Origin of the sequence: Agromyces sp. Leaf222, assembly GCF_001421565.1 — a bacterium.
Taxonomy (GTDB): Bacteria; Actinomycetota; Actinomycetes; order Actinomycetales; family Microbacteriaceae; genus Agromyces.
Map to the genome: position 1 here is coordinate 2,558,917 of NZ_LMKQ01000001.1, position 16,987 is coordinate 2,575,903.

Annotated in this window: 15 protein-coding genes; 4 read left to right on the forward strand and 11 right to left on the reverse strand. The window is 69.8% G+C overall.

Going from position 1 to position 16,987, the window contains the following annotated elements; all coding sequences use genetic code 11:
- Positions 1-7: 7 nt before the first annotated feature.
- From ASE68_RS11375 to ASE68_RS11395, 5 genes are all read right to left on the reverse strand, one after another.
- Positions 8-1,816, reverse strand: a complete 1,809-nt coding sequence (locus ASE68_RS11375) for a penicillin-binding protein 2 (protein ID WP_055858513.1) — start codon at positions 1,814-1,816, stop codon at positions 8-10.
- Positions 1,817-1,844: 28 nt separating this feature from the next.
- Positions 1,845-2,432 (reverse strand): hypothetical protein, encoded by a 588-nt coding sequence (locus tag ASE68_RS11380; RefSeq protein ID WP_055858516.1) that lies wholly within the window; start codon positions 2,430-2,432, stop codon positions 1,845-1,847.
- Entirely contained in the window at positions 2,429-3,382 is a 954-nt protein-coding gene (gene rsmH / locus ASE68_RS11385; protein WP_055858518.1) for a 16S rRNA (cytosine(1402)-N(4))-methyltransferase RsmH, read from the reverse strand. Before rsmH ends, ASE68_RS11380 begins: the two co-directional genes overlap by 4 nt.
- Positions 3,383-3,485: 103 nt before the next feature.
- Positions 3,486-3,917: a division/cell wall cluster transcriptional repressor MraZ gene (gene mraZ / locus ASE68_RS11390; RefSeq protein WP_055858521.1), complete on the reverse strand. Its 432-nt coding sequence runs from the start codon at positions 3,915-3,917 to the stop codon at positions 3,486-3,488.
- Positions 3,918-4,259: 342 nt separating this feature from the next.
- Positions 4,260-4,649 (reverse strand): DUF3040 domain-containing protein, encoded by a 390-nt coding sequence (locus tag ASE68_RS11395; RefSeq protein ID WP_055858524.1) that lies wholly within the window; start codon positions 4,647-4,649, stop codon positions 4,260-4,262.
- 74 nt (positions 4,650-4,723) lie between these two features.
- Between ASE68_RS11395 and ASE68_RS11400 the strand changes: the two genes are divergently transcribed.
- Positions 4,724-5,836 carry a polyprenyl synthetase family protein gene (locus ASE68_RS11400; protein ID WP_055858528.1) on the forward strand — a complete coding sequence of 371 codons (1,113 nt, stop codon included), beginning with the start codon at positions 4,724-4,726 and terminating at the stop codon, positions 5,834-5,836.
- Positions 5,837-5,850: 14 nt separating this feature from the next.
- On the opposite strand, the gene ASE68_RS11405 is transcribed toward ASE68_RS11400, so the two are convergent.
- Positions 5,851-6,201 (reverse strand): Rv2175c family DNA-binding protein, encoded by a 351-nt coding sequence (locus ASE68_RS11405; protein ID WP_055858532.1) that lies wholly within the window; start codon positions 6,199-6,201, stop codon positions 5,851-5,853.
- A gap of 186 nt (positions 6,202-6,387) precedes the next feature.
- Between ASE68_RS11405 and ASE68_RS11410 the strand changes: the two genes are divergently transcribed.
- The gene (locus ASE68_RS11410; RefSeq protein WP_082462191.1) at positions 6,388-7,599 is read left to right on the forward strand and encodes a LysM domain-containing protein; all 1,212 of its coding nucleotides are present in this window, start codon (positions 6,388-6,390) and stop codon (positions 7,597-7,599) included.
- Between the two features lie 163 nt (positions 7,600-7,762).
- Positions 7,763-9,712 carry a Stk1 family PASTA domain-containing Ser/Thr kinase gene (gene pknB / locus ASE68_RS11415; protein ID WP_055858535.1) on the forward strand — a complete coding sequence of 650 codons (1,950 nt, stop codon included), beginning with the start codon at positions 7,763-7,765 and terminating at the stop codon, positions 9,710-9,712.
- A gap of 135 nt (positions 9,713-9,847) precedes the next feature.
- Here the strand turns inward: pknB and ASE68_RS11420 are convergent, their stop codons facing one another.
- From ASE68_RS11420 to ASE68_RS11430, 3 genes are all read right to left on the reverse strand, one after another.
- The gene (locus ASE68_RS11420; RefSeq protein ID WP_055858537.1) at positions 9,848-11,218 is read right to left on the reverse strand and encodes a class II 3-deoxy-7-phosphoheptulonate synthase; all 1,371 of its coding nucleotides are present in this window, start codon (positions 11,216-11,218) and stop codon (positions 9,848-9,850) included.
- Positions 11,219-11,300: 82 nt separating this feature from the next.
- Positions 11,301-11,990, reverse strand: a complete 690-nt coding sequence (locus tag ASE68_RS11425; RefSeq protein ID WP_055858541.1) for a 1-acyl-sn-glycerol-3-phosphate acyltransferase — start codon at positions 11,988-11,990, stop codon at positions 11,301-11,303.
- Between the two features lie 50 nt (positions 11,991-12,040).
- The gene (locus tag ASE68_RS11430) at positions 12,041-12,994 is read right to left on the reverse strand and encodes an ROK family glucokinase (protein ID WP_055858546.1); all 954 of its coding nucleotides are present in this window, start codon (positions 12,992-12,994) and stop codon (positions 12,041-12,043) included.
- Between the two features lie 152 nt (positions 12,995-13,146).
- Between ASE68_RS11430 and ASE68_RS11435 the strand changes: the two genes are divergently transcribed.
- Positions 13,147-14,982: a long-chain fatty acid--CoA ligase gene (locus ASE68_RS11435; protein ID WP_055858549.1), complete on the forward strand. Its 1,836-nt coding sequence runs from the start codon at positions 13,147-13,149 to the stop codon at positions 14,980-14,982.
- Positions 14,983-15,078: 96 nt separating this feature from the next.
- Here the strand turns inward: ASE68_RS11435 and def are convergent, their stop codons facing one another.
- Both def and ASE68_RS11445 read right to left on the reverse strand, forming a co-directional pair.
- Positions 15,079-15,570 carry a peptide deformylase gene (def, locus tag ASE68_RS11440; RefSeq protein ID WP_055858552.1) on the reverse strand — a complete coding sequence of 164 codons (492 nt, stop codon included), beginning with the start codon at positions 15,568-15,570 and terminating at the stop codon, positions 15,079-15,081.
- 13 nt (positions 15,571-15,583) lie between these two features.
- Positions 15,584-16,804 carry a MinD/ParA family protein gene (locus ASE68_RS11445; RefSeq protein WP_055858555.1) on the reverse strand — a complete coding sequence of 407 codons (1,221 nt, stop codon included), beginning with the start codon at positions 16,802-16,804 and terminating at the stop codon, positions 15,584-15,586.
- Positions 16,805-16,987 lie beyond the last annotated feature (183 nt).

The window sequence follows — 16,987 nt, forward strand, 5'->3', positions numbered from 1 at the left end:
AACTTTCTCACCAGGTGGCTGGCAGGTCAGGCGCCGGAGCGCCGGATGGAATGGTCCGATACTTCTTCAACACCTGGCTCATGACCTGTTGGAACACGGGAGCGGATGCGGCGGACGAGTTCATCTTAACGGGATCCATGATGCTCACCGAAACGACGAACTCGGGATCGTCGGCCGGCGCGTAGCCGGAGACCGACACGAGGTACCCCGTCAGGTACCCGCCGTTGCCGTCTGCGACCTGCGCGGTTCCGGTCTTCGCGGCGACCCGGTAGCCCGGGATGTTCCACTGGTCGGCGAGCCAGCCCTTGGTGTAGACGTTCTCGAGCATCTCGGTCGTCTCCCGCGAGGCCTTCTCGCTGATCACCCTGGTGCCCTTCACCTCTGGAGCCGTCGTCTCGCCTTCGGCGTCGGTGCAGCCCTCGACGAGTTGCACCGGCATGCGCACGCCGTCGTTCGCGATGGCCTGGTAGGAGCTCGCGATCTGCACGGCGGTCGTGGTCAGGCCCTGGCCGAACATCGTCGTGTACTTCGTCTGGTTGTCCCACTCGTCGGGGCCGCCGTGCAGGTCGCCGGACTCCTCGCCCGGGAACCCGACCTCGCTCGCCGTGCCGAAGCCGAACTTCTGCATGTACTCGAACCGCGCCTGGTCGGACATCTGCTCGCCGAACTTCGCGGTTGCGGTGTTCGAGGAGTCGATGAGCGCACCAGTGAGCGTGTACGGAGTGTCGTCGTGGTAGAAGCTGTCGCGGAAGTTCGCGCCGTTCGGCGCATCGTAGGAATACGGGGCGATGACCTGGCTCAGCGGGTTCGCCAAGCCGGCGTCCTCGAGCGATGCGGCGGTGATGGCCTTGAACGTCGAGCCGGGCTCGAACGGTGCCGTGAACGTGCGCGAGCCGCGATCCTCCTTGTCGGTGCCGCTCGGGTCGTTGGGGTCGACCGTCGGCACGTCGGCGACGGCGAGCAACTTGCCGGTCTTGGCCTCCATGACCGTCACGGTCGCCCACTGTGCGCCAACGGCGAGGCGCTGCGCCTCGGCGATGCGCTGCACCTCCCACTGCAGGTCGGAGTCGATCGTGAGCTGCAGGGTGCCGCCGTCCTTCGCCTGCTTGTGCACGACCTCGGTGCCGGGGATCTCGACCCAGTCCTGCAGGCTCGGGATGAAGGTGACCTCGCCGTCCTCACCGGCCAGGCACTCGTCCTGTCCGAGCTCGACGCCGGCCTGCGCATCGCCGTCGTTGCTGACGAACCCGAGCAGGTTGCCAGCGACGGCCCCGTTCGGATAGCTGCGGCTCGGATGCGGGTACTGCACCACCCAGGGGATGTCGAGGGCCCTGACCTTCTCGTAGGTGTCGACGTCGACGAGCTTCGCGACGTAGGCGAAGTCGGAATCGGGGTCGTCGGCGAGCTCGGACGCGATGATGCCGAGCACCTGGTCGCCCGTGAGTCCGACGATCGCGCCGAGCTCGGCCGCGGTTTGCTCGAGCGGCACCTGAACCTGCTTCGTCTTCTTCGGATCGGCCGGGTCGGGCTCGTCGCGCGTGATCTTGCTCTTCTTCGCGTTCTTCGGCGAGAGCGCGACGTCGTAGCGCATCACGCTGTCGGCGAGCACCGTGCCGTTGCGGTCGACGATGTCGCCGCGCGCGCCGTAGACCGTGATCGGGTCGGTCGAACGGACCTCTTCGGCCTGCTCGTTGAGCGCCGACGCCCGCACCACCTGGATGTCGATCAGGCGCGCCACGAACAGCCCGACGAGCACGACGAGCACGAGGCCCGCCGCGAGGATCCGCCGCATCGGATGACGGCTGATGCGGTTCACCTGGATCGACCTCCAGTGGTTCGGTGCGTCAATGGGTCGTGGGCGTCGGGAGCGAGTCGCTCACGGGCGGCGGCGCCGGCGCCACCGGATCGGCCACGGGTTCTCCGAGGCCGGCCCCCTGACCGCCCACGGGTGCAGTCTCCCCCGCCGACTGCTCGGTCACGAGCGGCACGCCGCTGATCAGCGCATTCGGAACCAGGGCAGCGGATGCCGCGGCTCCCCCGCCTGCAGCCGCCGGCTGTCCGAGCACCGCACCGTCGCTGAGCCGAAGGAACACCGGGTTCGTGTTCGGCACCATGCCGAGCGCCTCGGCGTTGCGGGCCAGGTACTGCGGGGACTGCACGCGGTCGAGGTCCTCGGCGAGCGTCTGCTGCTGCCGTGAGAGCTTGGCCTGGCTGAGCTCGTAGCCGTCGATCTCGTATGCGCCCTGCGTGACGGCGATCGAGAGCAACAGCTGCGCGAGTGCAATGGCGACGACGCCGCCGACCGCGATGATCGCGTACGCGAGGCGCGGCTTGGGTCGGGCGGCCCGGTCGGGTGCCGGGCGCAGGATCTCGGGGATCCAGCCACGGCGTCGGATGGGGCTCAGTGCGCTCTGCGCGGGAAGGGCGCTCACGTCGCGCTCCTCACCCGCTCGGCGGCTCGCAGGCGCACCGGCTTGGCGCGCGGATTCTCGGCCTGTTCGGCCTCGCTCGCCAGTTCGGCACCCCTGACCAGCAGCTTGAAGGTCGGGCGGTGCTCGGGGAGCTCCATCGGGAGGTCGGCCGGAGCCGACGACGAGGACGCCGTCTGCAGGACGCGCTTGACGATGCGGTCCTCGAGCGACTGATAGGCGAGCACGACGATTCGGCCGCCGACGTTGAGCCCGTCGAGTGCGGCGGGCATCGCCCGCTGGAGCACCGAGAGCTCCTCGTTGACCTCGATGCGCAGCGCCTGGAACACGCGCTTGGCGGGGTGACCCTGACGTTGCACCGCGACCGGGGTCGCGTCGTGGATGATCGAGACGAGCTCGGCCGAGCGCAGGATCGGCTGGGTCTCCCGGGCCTTCACGATCGCCTTCGCGTACCTCGACGAGAGCTTCTCCTCGCCGAAGTCCTGGAAGATGTGGCGCAGCTCCGTCTCGCTGTACGTGGCGATGATGTCGGCCGCGGTGCGGCCGGTCGTGCCGTCCATGCGCATGTCGAGCGGCGCGTCCTTCGAGTACGCGAATCCGCGCTCGGCGCGGTCGAGCTGCAGCGACGAGACGCCCAGGTCGAAGAGCACGGCGTCGACCTCGTCGAATCCCTCGGCTTCGATCGCGTCGAGGATGCCGTCGTACACCGTGTGCACGAAGCGTGCACGGTCGCCGAACGGCGCGAGCCGCTCGCGGGCGATCGCCAGCGCGTCGGTGTCGCGGTCGAGGCCGATGACCGTCAGCGACGGGAACCGCTCGAGCATCGCGGCGGTGTGGCCGCCCATGCCGAGCGTGGCATCGACGGCGACCGCGCCATCACGGCGGAGGGCGGGTTCGAGGAGTTCGAGCGTGCGCTCGAGCATGACGGGAGTGTGGATGCGTTCGATGTCCATGATGCCTCCGGGATCGTGTCCGACGGATTCCGATCCCCATCCGTTCGTCCTGTTGCGGGGAAGTGCAGCAGGCGCGTACGGCTGGGAGTCGCAACCCGTCGAGCTAGAAGAGCCCGGGAATCACCTCCTCCGCCGTCTCTGCGAAGGCCGCCTCCTGCTCGGCGAGGTAGGTCTGCCACGCCGTGGCGTCCCAGATCTCGACCCTGCTGCCGGCGCCGATGACCGTGAGGTCTCGGCCGAGCCCCGCATAGGTGCGGAGCGCTGCGGGGACCGTGATCCGGTGCTGCTTGTCGGGGGTCTCCGCGGAGGCCCCAGAGAGGAAGACGCGCATGTAGTCGCGCGCCTGCTTGCTCGTCACCGGGGCTTGGCGGATCTTCTCGTTCATCTGCTCGAACTCCCTGGCGCTGAACACGTAGATGCAACGCTCCTGCCCGCGCGTCAGCACGAGACCGGTCGAGAGTTCGTCCCGGAATTTGGCCGGAAGAATGACGCGGCCCTTCTCGTCGAGCTTCGGCTCGTAGGTCCCGAGGAACACCGCACCACCCCCTTTCCTCCGACCAGGATCCAGGTGCCCCCACTTTACTCCACTCTCATCCCCGGAGCAACGACACGCAGGCGATCGATGCGGAATCGACGTGAGCGATGCCCGAAAACACGCGGATGTTCGCCGTGGAGGGGCGTGGAGGGAATCGGACGCACCGGGGAGGAGGAGGGCGCGGATACGCGCGGGAACACACGGAACCCGAGCGTTCGCACACTCGCGAGCAGGCCGGGATCAGCGCGGAGGCCGCCCGAATGGGCCCGAATCGGGCCGGACATGACGAAACGGGCCGATCCGGAGGATCGACCCGTTCAACGGTGGAGGACGGTGGAGGGCTTAGTCGCCGCGCTCCTGGCGGCGGTCCCAGCGCTCGTTGAGACGGTCCATGAAGCCGGCGGACTGGTTGCCGCGCGGCTTGCCTGCCGAGGGCGAGCCCTCTTCGGGAGCCGGGGCGGTCGCCCCACGCTTGCCGGGCGTGATCGCGACGAGGACGCCGGCGAACATCATCGCGAATCCGAGGATGCCGACGATGAGCATCTGCAACGCGACACCGGCGATCAAGGCGCCGGCGCCGATCACGGCGAGGAGGACTCCGAGCACGATCGCACGGTAGTTGGGGCGTCGTCCACGGCCACCCCCGACCGCATGCACGAAGTCGGCATCGTTGCGATAGAGATTGCGCTCCATCTCCTCGAGAAGACGTTGCTCCTGCTCTGAAAGCGGCATCTCTTTCCCCTCAGGCTCGGGACCGACGCATCCGGGCCCATTCTAGCGCCGCACAGCCTCGCTAGGCTAGGCAGGTGACTCAAGGTTCTCGACTCGTCGATCTGGTTCAAGCACGCATCGATGAGTTCCTCGATGAGCGCAGCACCATTCTCCGCTCGATCACACCCGAGCTGGAGCCGCTCGACCTGTTCTCAAGGCGCTTTCTCAGCGGAGGCAAGCGCTTCCGGGCGCTGTTCTGCTACTGGGGGTGGGAGGCGGCAGGCGGTCGCGGGTTCGACCAGTTCGGCGACGAGGCCGAACGCGACACCTTCCCGATCGTCTCGGCCGCCTCGGCGCTCGAGCTGTTCCACGCCGCGGCGCTCGTGCACGACGACATCATCGACAACTCCGACACCCGCCGCGGCGCCCCGGCGGCGCACCGCCTGTTCGAGCGACTGCACTCCGAGGCCGGTTGGCTCCGCAGCAGCGACGAGTTCGGCAGGGCCTCGGCGATCCTGCTCGGCGACCTCCTGCTCGGCTGGAGCGACGAACTGCTCGACGAGGGCCTCGACGCGCTCGCCGACCGCGTCGCGGCCCGGGCCGCGCGCGCCGAGTTCGTGCGCATGCGCACCGAGGTCACGGCCGGGCAGTACCTCGACATCCTCGCCGAGCAGTCCTGGCACACGAGGCCGGACGACGAGCAGCGTGCGACCGCCGAGCGCGTGATCACCTACAAGGCCGCGAAGTACTCGGTCGAGTCGCCGCTCGCGCTGGGCGGATACATCGCGGGAGGCACCCCGGCCCAGATCCAGGCGCTGCGCGAGTTCGGACTCCCCCTCGGCATGGCCTACCAGCTGCGCGACGACCTGCTCGGCGTCTTCGGCGATCCGAAGGTCACGGGCAAGCCGAGCGGCGACGACCTTCGCGAGGGCAAGCGCACGATGATCATCGCGATCGCACGCGAGCGCCTCGCCCCCGGCCCGCGCAACCTGCTCGACGAGCTGGTCGGCGATCCGGCCCTCTCCGAGGAGCAGGTGAAGATGTTGCAGCGCACCATCTCGGACACCGGCGCCGTCGACGAGGTCGAGGCGCTCATCGCGACCGAGGTCGGACGCGCGCGCGCAGCGCTCGAAGACGCGCCGCTGAGTTCTGCAGCGCGCACCGAACTGGCGTCGCTCGCGACGACCGTCAGCCGCCGCAGCAGCTGATCACCGGTCGGCGATCAGAGCGCCTGCGCGACGCGCCGCACCTCGGCCTTGCGGCCGGCGAGCAGCGCGTCGATCGGGCTGACGCCCAGACTGTCGTCGACGTTCATCAACCAGTCCAGCGCCTCGGCGTCGCTGAACCCGCCGTCGCCCAGCACCATGATCGTGCCGTGCAGCTCGGGCAGCGGGTGCCCGTCGCGGATGAAGGCCGCGGGCACCTTGAGCACGCCGTCGATGCGCGCCGCGAGCAGATGACGGTCGTCGATGAGGTGACGCACCCGGGTCGGGGTCGAGCCGAAGAGCTCGACGAGCTCGGGAACGGTCAGCCATTCGGGTGCGGTCGAATCGGGCGCAGTCGCATCGGTCACCCCTCCAGCCTAGCCAGAGCGGGGTCGCCGGAGGTACCCGTCACGGCAGGCCGGTCTTGACGCTCCGCGCGGTCGCGGCGGCGTCAGCCGGCGACTCCCGGGGACACGCGCGCATGTCGTTGACACGACCCCATGGCTGTGGAACCGTGACGCCCAGTGCCGATGGGGGTCGGCCGAGGGGGCAGCATGACGAATCCCGAAGCGCCGACGGCGGAGTCGCCGGAGCCGGAGCCGGAGACGAGGCGCGAGCGTTCGCACGCGCGCCGGCCACGCGGCATCCGTCGCCTGCTGACGCTGCCGATCGCGGTCGTCGGCACCATCGCCGTGACGCTCGGCATCGTGCAGCCCGCCGAGGCGGCCCCGCAGACGGCGAAACGGCTCGCGAAGGCCAAGGCCACGAACGCCGAGACGCGCCGCACGACGGCCGCCCCGGCATCCGCGCCGCCGGCCGAGGTCGTCGTCGCAGCGGGCGACTCCGTGAGCGGCATCGCCGAGCGCTACGGACTCGCGACCGCCGAGGTGCTCGCCGCGAACGGCCTCGGGTGGTCGAGCCTCATCTTCCCCGGGCAGCGGCTGGCACTGCCGGGCGGCTCGACGCCCGTCGCACCGAAGCCGACCGCCGCCACCGACATCCGACGCCACACCGTCGTGGCCGGCGACACCATCAGCGGCATCTCCGAGCGATACGGCCTGCGCACGCGCGACGTGCTGAGCGCCAACGGCCTGAGCTCGTCGAGCCTCATCTTCCCCGGCGAGTCGATCGTGCTGCCGCCGACGGGTGGAGCGACGGATGCCGCGCCGCAGGCCGCGGCCCCGCAGGCCGCTCCCGAAGCGCCGCCCGCCGAGCCCGTGGTGGCGGAGCCCGTCGCGGAAGCGGCCCCGGCTCCCGCTCCCGCTCCGGCCCCGGCTCCCGCTCCCGCTCCGGCCCCGGCTCCCGCTCCCGCTCCGGCCCCGGCGCCTGCGCCGGCACCCGAGCCGGATCGCCCCGCAACCCTCACCGACGAGATGCGCGCGAACGCGTCGCTCATCATCGAGGTCGGCCGTTCCCTCGGCGTGCCCGACGGCGGCATCGTCGTCGCGCTCGTGGCCGCCGCCCAGGAATCCGGGCTGCGCGACGTCGACACCGGCGATCGCGACTCGCTCGGCCTGTTCCAGCAGCGGCCGAGCCAGGGCTGGGGCACGGTCGAGCAGGTCTCGGATCCGGCGCACGCCGCGAGGTCGTTCTACGGCGGGCCCGACGGGCCGAACGTCGGTCGCGCACCCGGGCTCCTCGACGTGCGCGGATGGGAGTCGATGCCGGTCGCGGCCGCGGCGCAGGCCGTGCAGCACTCGGCGCACCCCGACCACTACGCGAAGTGGGAGACGGCGGCCCGCGTCTGGATCGCGGACCTCGGCTGATCGATCGCACCGCCACCGGATCCCGCCGCCATCGCGCGCCGTGCCATCCGGCGCCGCGGCCGGCCACATCGCAACCCGTGGATCGCATCACGAAGCGGTTTCGATCCCCGCGTGCACGGTGTGTAGTCGGCCATCGGCATGAAGGAGTTCGTACACTTCTCAGGTGACCACTGCGCCCGCCGACCCGATGATCGGCCGTCTCATCGACGGCCGGTACCAGGTGCGCTCGCGCATCGCGCGCGGCGGCATGGCGACCGTGTACCTCGCGACCGACCTGCGGCTCGAGCGGCGCGTCGCGATCAAGATCATGCACGGCCACCTCGCCGACGACAACACGTTCAAGACCCGCTTCGTGCAGGAGGCGCGCTCGGCCGCCCGCCTCGCCCACCCGAACGTCGTCAACGTCTTCGACCAGGGCCAGGACTCCGACATGGCGTACCTCGTCATGGAGTACCTGCCCGGCATCACCCTGCGCGACCTGCTGAAGGACTACAAGCGACTGACGCCCGAGCAGACGGTCGACATCCTCGACGCCGTGCTCGCCGGCCTCGCCGCCGCGCACAAGGCGGGCATCGTGCACCGCGACCTCAAGCCCGAGAACGTGCTGCTCGCCGACGACGGCCGCATCAAGCTCGGCGACTTCGGGCTCGCGCGGGCCGCGAGCGCGAACACCGCCACCGGCCAGGCGCTGCTCGGCACCATCGCCTACCTCTCCCCCGAACTCGTGACCAGGGGCGTCGCCGATGCCCGCAGCGACATCTACGCGGTCGGCATCATGGTCTACGAGATGCTCACCGGCGAGCAGCCCTACGTCGGCGAGGCGCCGATGGCGATCGCCTACCAGCACGCCAACGACCAGGTGCCGATGCCGAGCACCAAGAACCCGAACGTGCCGGTCGAACTCGACGAGCTCGTGGTGTGGTCCACCGCACGCGACCCCGAGGCACGCCCGCGCGACGCGAAGGAGATGCTCGACCGGCTTCGGCAGATCGAGCCCGAGATCCGCGGCGGCCAGGCGAACGTCACCCAGGCCACCACGGTGCTCACCGGCGCGGGTCTCGGTTCGGCCGCACTGGTCGGCGCCTCGACGGCGGCGACCACCGTGCTCACCGGCACGGCGCTCGCCCCCAAGCCGCTCGCCTCGCCGGTCGGCCCGGCCTCCGACGCCGACGGCGACGGCCCGGACACGGCAGCGCTCACCACTGCGGCCGCGCGCCGGAAGCGACGCGGGTACTGGATCCTCGCGCTCGTCCTGCTGCTCACGGGCCTCGCCGCGGGCACCGGCTGGTACTTCGGCGCGGGCCCGGGCTCGTATGCGACGGTGCCGGCGATCGTGAACGAGACGCCGGCCGACGCCGAGGCGATGCTGGTCGACGCCGGATTCGACGTGACGCAGGCCGAGCGCAGCGACCCCGAGGTCGCAGCAGGACTCGTCTCCGGCAGCGACCCCGCGCCAGGCAAACAGGCGCAACGCGGGTCGAAGCTCACCATGTACGTCTCCACGGGGCCGGCCATCATCGCCGTGCCGCAGGTGGTCGGTGCGACCGAGGCCGACGCGAGAACCCAGCTCGCGGACTTCTCGGTGAACGAGAAGTCGATCGAGCGCTTCTCCGGGGACGTGCCCTCCGGCTCGGTCATCGCCGTGCTCACCGGCGACGGCGAACCCGTTCCCGACCAGTACGCCGAGCGCGGCGAGCTGAGCCTCGTGGTCTCGGTGGGCGCCGTCCCCCCGGTCGAAGGACTCCCCGCCGACGAGGCCGAGGCCAAGCTCAAAGACGCCGGCCTGACCGTCGAGTACGCCGACGCCGTCTTCGACAACGAGGTCCCGAAGGACCACGTCAAGACCGCCGACTGGGCCGACGACCCGATGGTGCCGGGCTCGAAGGTGCTGCTCACCGTCTCGAAGGGTCCCGACCTCGTCGTCGTCCCCGACGTCGTCGACTTGAACTGGGGCGAGGCAAGGCCGATGCTGATCGAGGCCGGATTCGAACTGAGCTACAACCGCATTGCTGACGTCGTTCCCGAAGCATTCACGGTTTCGAAGACGAGTCCGGCGGCAGGAGAATCCGTGTTGCGCGGGTCCGAGGTCACCGTCAACTTCGCCGGCTTCTGAGTCGATCCGACCCCGGCTCGATGGGTTGGCCGGAGAGACAGATGCCCTCGGCATCACCGACGCCCATCGAAAGGGTGCCGGAAACGCACGTGCGCGGCATCCGCCGATCAGACGGATGCCGCGCACGCGGGTGGATCAGCGGGCCGAGAGCTCCTCGGCCACCAGGAAGGCGAGCTCGAGCGACTGCATGTGGTTCAGGCGCGGGTCGCAGAGCGACTCGTACCGCGTCGCCAGGGATGCCTCGTCGAGGTGCTCGGATCCGCCGAGGCACTCGGTGACGTCGTCACCGGTGAGCTCGACGTGGATGCCGCCCGGGAAGGTGCCGGCCGCGCGGTGCGCCTCGAAGAAGCCCTTGACCTCGTCGACGACGTCGTCGAAGCGGCGCGTCTTGTAGCCGTTCGGCGTGGTGATGCCGTTGCCGTGCATCGGGTCGGTGACCCAGAGCGGGGTGGCGTCGCTCGCCTTGACGGCCTCGAGCAGCGGCGGCAGCCCGTCGCGGATCTTCGAGGCACCCATGCGGGTGATGAAGGTGAGGCGGCCGGGCTCGCGGTTCGGGTCGAGCTTGTCGATGAGCTCGAGCATGGTCTCGGGCGACGTGGTCGGGCCGAGCTTCACGCCGATCGGGTTGCGCACCCGCGAGAGGAAGTCGACGTGCGCGCCGTCGAGCTCGCGCGTGCGCTCGCCGATCCAGATGAAGTGCGCCGACGTGTCGTACGGCGTGCCGGTGCGCGAGTCGATGCGGGTCATGGGGCGCTCGTAGTCCATGAGCAGGCCCTCGTGACCGGTGTAGAACTCGGTGTGCTTCAGCGCCTCGAAGTCGGCGCCGCAGGCGTCCATGAACCGGACGGCGCGATCGATGTCCCGCGCCATGGTCTCGTAGCGGGCGTTCGCCGGGTTGGCGGCGAAGCCCTGGTTCCACGAGTGCACCTGCCGCAGGTCGGCGAAGCCGCCCTGCGTGAACGCGCGGATGAGGTTCAACGTCGACGCGGCCATGTGGTAGCCGCGAACCAGTCGCGCCGGGTCGGCCTGACGCGACTCGGGCGTGAAGTCGTACCCGTTCACGATGTCGCCGCGGTAGGCGGGCAGGGTGACGTCGCCGCGCGTCTCGGTGTCGCTCGATCGCGGCTTGGCGAACTGACCCGCCATGCGGCCCATCTTCACGACGGGCATCGACGCGCCGTAGGTCAGCACGACGGCCATCTGCAGCACGGTCTTCACCCGGTTGCGGATCTGGTCGGCCGTGGCGCCGGCGAAGGTCTCGGCGCAGTCGCCGCCCTGCAGCAGGAACGCCTCACCGCGGGCTGCGGCGCCGAGACGATCGCGCAGGTTGTCGACCTCGCCCGCGAACACCAGCGGAGGCAGCGTGGCCAGCTCGGCGGATGCCGCGGCAGCCGCGGCCGCGTCGGGCCACTGCGGTTGCTGCTTGATGGGCAGCGTGCGCCAATAGTCGAGGCCGTCGATCACGGAAGGATCTGCATTGACGACGGGCTCGACGAGCTGTACCACGGATATGTCCTGAGGGGTTCGGGGCGCATGCGCGCCGGTGAAATGACGATCGGCGGCGCGAGCGCGCCACCGCATTCCGAGCCTACCCCGATTGCGTGGCGCGTTGCTCCCGCACGGAACTGGCGTAGACGTCGACGTACTCCTGGCCGCTCAGGGCGCGGAGCGAGTGCACGAGTTCGTCGGTCACGGAACGCAACACGAACCGATCGCCCTCGAGTCCCTCGAAGCGCGTGAAGTCGATCGGCGGGCCGATGACGATGCCGATACGACGCACCTTGGGCAGTCGCGTGCCGATGGGCATGACCTTCTCGGTGTCGATCATGGCCACCGGGATGACCGGGACGCCGGCCTCGAGCACCATGCGCGCCACGCCGGTGCGACCGCGGTACAGACGTGCGTCGGGGCTGCGCGTGCCCTCGGGATAGATGCCGAGGATGCCGCCGCCGCCCAGCACGCGGAGGCCGGTCTCGAGCGACGCCTCGGACGCCTTGCCGCCGGAGCGGTCGATCGGCAGCTGGCCCGCCGCCTGGAAGAACATCTTCGTCGCCCAGCCCTTGAGGCCCTTGCCCGTGAAGTACTCGCTCTTCGCGAGGAACACCACCGGACGGTCGACCACGAGCGGGAGGAAGATCGAGTCGATGAAGGAGAGGTGGTTGCTGGCGAGCACCACGGGGCCGTCCTTCGGCACGTGCTCGAGCCCGACGATCCACGGCCGGAAGATCGCGAGGAGGATCGGTCCGACCACGATGTGCTTCATGATCCAGTAGAACACCGCGCTGTCGCTCCTTCCGCTCGCCCGCTCAACCCTATCGCCGGAGCGATTCAGGCGTGCTCGGCGGCCCAGACGCGTGCGAGATCCGCGGCGCCGACCACGCCGGCGTCGTTCACGAGCTCGGCGATGACGAAGTCGGGCTCAGGGTGGTACCCGCGCGCCGGCAGGTGCTCGAGGTACGCCTCGCGGATCGGGCCGAGCAGGAGCTCGCCCGCCGAGGCGACGCCGCCGCCGAACACGAACCGCTGCGGGTCGAGCACCGCGGAGATCGAGGCCGAGGCCTCTCCCAGCCAGTGTCCGAGCTGGCGAAGCGCCGCGATCGCACCGGGATCCTCGGACTCGATCATCGCGCCGACGATGCGGCCGTCGAGGGCGCCGTTCGTCTCGCGGGCGCGCGCCAGCTGCAGGCCGATGCCACCGGCATCCGCGATCTCGTTGGCCATGCGCAGCAGGGCGCGACCGGAGCCGTACATCTCGATGCAACCGCGCTGGCCGCAGCCGCACGGCAGCCCGCCCGGAACGACACGGAGGTGCCCGAGCTCGGCGCCGGCGCCGAATCCGCCACGGAAGAGGCGGTCGCCCGCGACGATCGCGCCGCCGACACCCGTGCCGATCGTGAGCATGACCATGTCGCTGACCAGGCGACCGGCACCGAAGCGGAACTCGGCCCAACCGGCGGCGTTGGCGTCGTTGTCGACGATGACGGTCGCGCCGACCCGGGCTTCGAGCTTCGCGCGGAAGGGCTCGTTGCGCCAGTCGATGTTCGGCGCGTAGTAGACGGTCGACTGCGCGGCGTCGATGAACCCGGCGGCGGCGACGCCCACGACCACGTCGTCGGCGGCCCCGTCGGCGAGCGACCGGATCATCGCGACGACCGCGTCTTCGAGCAGGGCGGAGTCGCCTGCGGGCGTGGGAACCCGCTCGCTGCGGACGATGACGCCCGCCTCGTCGACCACGGCTCCCGCGATCTTGGTTCCGCCGATGTCGATGCCGATCGCGTGCACGGTGGATCGCCTTTCGCTTGGGTCGCCCAGAGAGGTGTTGGCACCGCTCGGGCGCTGGGCTCCGAGGGCAACCACTAGAGTGTAATAGACCCGGGCGTCTCCCCTACAGCGACCGGAAGCCCCCCGTTCGACCCGGTGCCGAAGGAGCTACCGTGATTCAGTTCGATACCCCCGTCGTCGTCCCCGCCGATCCCGAAGCGAACGCCACCGACCTGCTGGTCCAGCGCGTCGCGGCCACGCCAGACTCCGTGCTGTTCTCCCTTCCGACCGCAGACGGCGGGTGGTCGCCGGTGACCACCCGCGAGTTCTACGACCAGGTCATCGCCCTCGCCAAGGGCTTCGTCGCCGCAGGCATCCAGCCAGGCGAGAAGGTCGGGCTCATGAGCAAGGTCCGCTACGAGTGGACCCTCATCGACTTCGCCATGTGGTTCGCCGGCGGCATCCTCGTGCCCGTCTACGAGACGAACTCCCCCGCGCAGGTGCGGTGGAGCCTCAGCGACTCCGGCGCGATCGCCGCGATCCTCGAGACCGCCGATCACTTCACCCGGTTCGACGAGGTGCACCCCGACCTGCCCGCGATCCGCAACACGTGGCAGATCGACCTCGGCGACCTCGACAAGCTCGCCGCCGCAGGTGTCGACGTGCCCGACGAGGAGATCGAGCGCCGCCGCAACCTCGCGGTCGGCTCCGATATCGCGACGCTGATCTACACGTCGGGCTCGACCGGCAAGCCCAAGGGCTGCGTGCTCACGCACTCGAACTTCGTCGAGCTCTCCCGCAACGCCGGTGTCGCACTCGCCGACGTCGTGAAGGACCCCGACGGCGCCTCGACGCTGCTCTTCATCACGACCGCGCACGTGTTCGCGCGGTTCATCGCGGTGCTGAGCGTGCACGCCGGCGTCCGCGTCGGCCACCAGCCCGACACCAAGCTGCTCCTCCCGTCGCTCGCGAGCTTCAAGCCGACCTTCCTCCTCGCGGTTCCTCGCGTGTTCGAGAAGGTCTACAACGTCTCCGAGCAGAAGGCCGAAGCCGGCGGCAAGGGCAAGATCTTCCGCGCCGCAGCCGAGACCGCCGTCGCGTACTCGACGGCGAAGGAGGCCGGCACCTCGATCCCGCTCGGCCTGAAGCTCAAGTTCAAGCTCTTCGACGCGCTCGTCTTCTCGAAGCTGCGCGAGGCCATGGGCGGCAACGTGAAGTACGCCGTCTCGGGCTCCGCCCCGCTCGGCCCGCGCCTCGGGCACTTCTACCACGCGCTCGGCATCACCATCCTCGAGGGCTACGGCCTCACCGAGACCACCGCACCGGCGACCGTCAACCTCACGACGCGCTCCAAGATCGGCACGGTCGGCCCCGCGCTTCCCGGCGTCTCCGTGCGTCTCGCCGAAGACGGCGAGATCCAGGTCAAGGGCATCGACGTGTTCAAGGAGTACTGGAACAACCCCGAGGCGACCGCAGAGGCGTTCGACGGCGAGTGGTTCAAGACCGGCGACCTCGGCTCGTTCGACTCCGACGGCTTCCTCACCATCACGGGGCGAAAGAAGGAGATCATCGTCACCGCCGGCGGAAAGAACGTCTCCCCCGCGATGCTCGAGGACCCGATCCGCGCCAACCCGCTCGTCGGGCAGGTCGTGGTCGTTGGCGACCAGAAGCCGTTCATCTCGGCCCTGATCACGCTCGACCCCGAGATGCTCCCGGTGTGGCTGAACAACAACGGCGAAGACGCGACGATGTCGGTCGAGGAGGCCGCCACGAACCCCGCAGTGCTGGCCGAGGTGCAGCGCGCCATCGACACGGCCAACGACCACGTGTCGCGTGCCGAGTCGATCCGCAAGTTCGCGATCCTGCCGGGCGAGCTCACCGAGGCGAGCGGGCACCTGACGCCCAAGATGAGCATCAAGCGCAACGTGATCCTCGCGGACTTCGCCGGCCAGATCGAGGGCATGTACGCCGGTGCGCCGGCGACCGAGGGCCACTCGATCATCCGCTGACGATCGACTGCACGTCGAAGGGCCTCGCGGAGACATCCGCGAGGCCCTTCGGCGTTCCGGCATCCGTGCCGGTGACGGCACCGGTGCAAGCGCCGGTCAGAACCAGTCGGACTCCCTGACCGCCCGCATCGCGGCACGCCGTTCGTCCTTCTCGAGCCGGTCGAGGTAGAGCAGGCCGTCGAGGTGGTCGCACTCGTGCTGCAGCGCCTGCGCCATGAGTCCGGATCCGGAGACCTCGATCTCGTTGCCCTCGAGGTCGATGCCACGCACGCGGGCGAAGGGGTATCGGGGCGTCTTCTGCCAGAGTCCGGGCACCGACAGGCACCCTTCGTCGAGCAGTTCGATCTCGCCGGATGTCTCGACGACGACGGGATTGATGATGTAGCCGACGTCGCCGTCGACGTTGTAGCTGAACGCCCGCAGGTTGACCCCGATCTGCGAGGCGGCCACCCCAGCACGGCCGGGCACCCGGACGCTGTCGAGCAGGTCGGTCACGAGCCCGCGCACACGGTCATCGACCTGTTCGACGGGGGCTGACACGGTCTTCAATACGGGGTCGCCGAACAGGCGAATGGGTCGTTCCGGCAAATGCCGCTCCGTTTCAATGGCCGCCGCGGTCGACGGGCAGCCCCTCCACGACGAGCGCGGCGAGCTCGCGTGCGGCGTGACGCGTGATGGGACGCAGTTCGTCCCAGTGCACCACGGATCCGGCGGCCAGTTGGGGGTCGTACGGGATGCGCACGATCTCGCGAACCCTCGACTGGAAGTGGGCCTCGATCTCGTCGACCTTGACCAGGTGCGTGCCCTGCGTCGCGAGGTTGATCGCGACGATGGCGTTGCGCACGAGTTCGCCGAAGCCGTTCGCCTCGAGCCACGTGAGGGTCTCGGATGCGAGTCGGGCCTCGTCGACGCTGCCACCCGACACGATCACGATCGAATCGGCACGCTGCAGCGTGGCGCGCATGACGGAGTGGACGATGCCGGTGCCGCAGTCGGTGAGCACGAGCGAGTAGTAGCGAGCCGCGAGCCCGGCGACGACGTTGTAGTCGTCGGCGTTGAACGCCTCGGAGAGCGTCGGGTCGGTGTCGGACGCCAGGATGTCGAGCCGGGTCTCGTCGCGCGAGACGAACGCCGAGAAATCGGTGTAGCCGCCGATCGAGGACGCACGCGTCACGACGTCGCGGACCGTCTCCCGGGTCTGCCGGTCGACGCGTTCGGCGAGGGTGCCGCGGTCGGGGTTGGCGTCGATCGCGATGATGCGGTCGTCGCGCGCATCGGCGAGGGCCATGCCGAGCAGGGTCGTGATCGTGGTCTTGCCGACCCCGCCCTTGCGCGTGAGCACGGGGACGAACCTCGCGCCGCCATCGAATCGACGCTGGATCCTCGCACTCAGCTCCTTGTAGGCGCGGGCCTTGGCCGAATCACCGAGGTTGACCAGGTGCAGCGACGCCTCGTAGATGAAGCGGTTGAAGCCGCCGTGCGGTGCGGGCCGCGTCGTGCGGTTCAGGTCGATGAGGCGGTCGGCGGTGAGGGATTCGGAGGTCTCGGGCACCTCGGCGGGCGTCGCGGAGTCGGACGGCACGTCGACGATCGCGACATGACTGCCGGTGTCGGTGCTCACCCGCTCACGGCGCAGCCTCGAGGCGTCCGCCGCGAGCAGCGCACCGTAAGGAGATGGATCGGCGTGGGCCCCGGCGCGCGCGGATGCACCGACGAGTGCGGGGGTGACCACCTCGACCGAGGTCGTCGTCGGCCCGGCAGCGAGCCCGCCGGGGTCGACCGCGACGTCGTCGATGGCCACGGCCACCTCGTCGTCGGGCATCACGGGTCTCGGCGCCGGCGGGAGATCGACCTTGATGTTCAAGCTGTCGGGAATCGCTCCCGCGGAATGAGCACCGCTCGTCGTGTCGGGCGCCGAACGGTCGATCGCTGCCGTACGCCCTCCTGGACGTCTCGACGCTGCGTGATCGTCTCCCCTGATGTCAGCCACCGATAACCCCTCCTC

What these genes read in the sequence shown, in the direction of transcription:
- ASE68_RS11395 (WP_055858524.1), bottom strand. Translation starts at nt 4,649, where the DNA reads ATGCCGCTTTCAGAGCAGGAGCAACGTCTTCTCGAGGAGATGGAGCGC.
- ASE68_RS11410 (WP_082462191.1), top strand. Translation starts at nt 6,388, where the DNA reads ATGACGAATCCCGAAGCGCCGACGGCGGAGTCGCCGGAGCCGGAGCCG.
- rsmH (WP_055858518.1), bottom strand. Translation starts at nt 3,382, where the DNA reads ATGGACATCGAACGCATCCACACTCCCGTCATGCTCGAGCGCACGCTC.
- ASE68_RS11445 (WP_055858555.1), bottom strand. Translation starts at nt 16,804, where the DNA reads ATGCCCGACGACGAGGTGGCCGTGGCCATCGACGACGTCGCGGTCGAC.